Genomic DNA, 1,572 nt, shown 5'->3' with positions numbered 1-1,572 from the left:
TGTTCATCTCCATCGCGGCCCTCGCCATGGGGGTCCTGAACAGCCTGGACTGCTTCTTCGTCCCGGCGATAGCGCCCGCCCTCAGCAACGCGGTCTTCATCCTGTTCCTGGCGATTGTAACACTCCGATGGGGGGTCTGGGGCCTCGCCTACGCCGTCCTGCTGGGAGGGGTAACCCAGATGGTTCTCCAGTGGGCCTGGTCGGCCAAAAAGGGAGTCCTCCTGATCCCGGCCGTGCCGAGGAGGGACAACGAGGCCCTTGGCAGGGCCATGAGGCTCTTCCTTCCCTACGCCGCGGGGCTCTCCCTGAACCAACTCATCCCCCTGATCAGCCGCATGCTGGGATCCTTCCTGGAGGAAGGGGCCATCTCGGTCCTTAACTACGCCGACAGGGTGCTCCAGCTGCCCCTGGGTCTCTTCGTCATCGCCATATCCCAGGCCATCCTTCCCCAACTTTCCAGGCAACTCTTGGCGGGGGAGGAGGATTTCTTCCGGGGCGTGAGGGAGGCACTGCGGTACGGCCTCTTCATCGTGCTCCCCGTGGCCCTGGGGATGGTCCTCTTTTCAAAGGAGATCATCCACCTTCTCTTCTTCCGAGGAGCCTTCGGCGAATGGGCATGGAAGGGGACCGCCGGGGCCCTGGCCATGTACTCCCTGGGCCTTCCGGGGATGGCCTGCTCGACTATCCTCCTCAGGGCTCTTTACGCTCGGGGTTTGCCCCGGGAGGCCATGATCGTGACGGCCTTCAGCGTGGTCGCCAACGTGGCATTCAGCCTTCTCATGATAAGGTCCCTTCAGATCAACGGCCTCGCGCTGGCTTCATCGCTGGCCTTTTCGGGTACAGCGCTTCTGACCTGGAAACTGCTCCCAGGGCAAAAGGGAACAGGGAGGCTCTTCCCTCGGAACTGGACCATCCCTCTGGTGTTGGGGCTGACCCTGATGGGTCTTCTGCTCATCTCGCTGAAAATACTGTTCCCCTATCCTCTCCACGGGGGTATCCTTTCCAAGGGTGCCTGGATGGTCCTGCCCCTGCTTTTGGGGGCCGGGGCCTACGCCTTGGCCACCTGGAAGGCGGGCAGCCCGGAGTGGGCCTGGATAGTGGAAGCCTTCAGGAGGCCGGGAGGCGGTGAACGGTGAGGGGATTTACTCTACTCACGATACTTCAAAGGAGGTTTTACCGTTGAGGAAGCCGATAGTGTTTTTGACATTCCTGCTCCTGCTGGTGACGGCGGCTGCCTTTTCCGCCGACCTCGAGGCGCTGGTGGAGGAACGGACCGTCACGCTCTACCCGGAGGGGCAGCTCTTGGGCGACCTCGTGATCGGGGCGAGGGGCAGGATCGAGTTCGTCTACGTTGACAAGGCTTTGGCCCATGTCATCCGGAACACCGACATGGCCCCCGAGTGGCTTTCCTGGTATTCGCGCCACTGGGGGACCGACAAGGCCAAGGGGAAGGCTCTCTTCATCATCCGCTACAGGGCCAACAAGCCCTGGACCTTCAACACGGGCGACCTCTCCGTCGGGGGAAGGCGCCTGGAACGGGGCGACATCCTCACCGACAAGACTTTCATCGTG

Annotated in this window: 2 protein-coding genes; both read left to right on the top strand. The window is 62.3% G+C overall.

Annotated features, from left to right (window positions below):
- The coding region (gene murJ / locus GX108_03260) for a murein biosynthesis integral membrane protein MurJ (protein ID NLO56061.1) at positions 1-1,136 on the top strand (1,136 nt) is incomplete at its 5' end.
- A 43-nt stretch (positions 1,137-1,179) separates the two neighbouring features.
- Positions 1,180-1,572, top strand: a 393-nt coding sequence (locus GX108_03255; GenBank protein NLO56060.1) for a hypothetical protein, incomplete at its 3' end; no start/stop codon positions are given.

Source organism: Thermovirga sp. (assembly GCA_012523215.1).
GTDB lineage: Bacteria > Synergistota > Synergistia > Synergistales > Thermovirgaceae > 58-81.
Note: the sequence above shows the minus strand (reverse complement) of the source record. Positions and strands in the feature narration are given on the sequence as shown.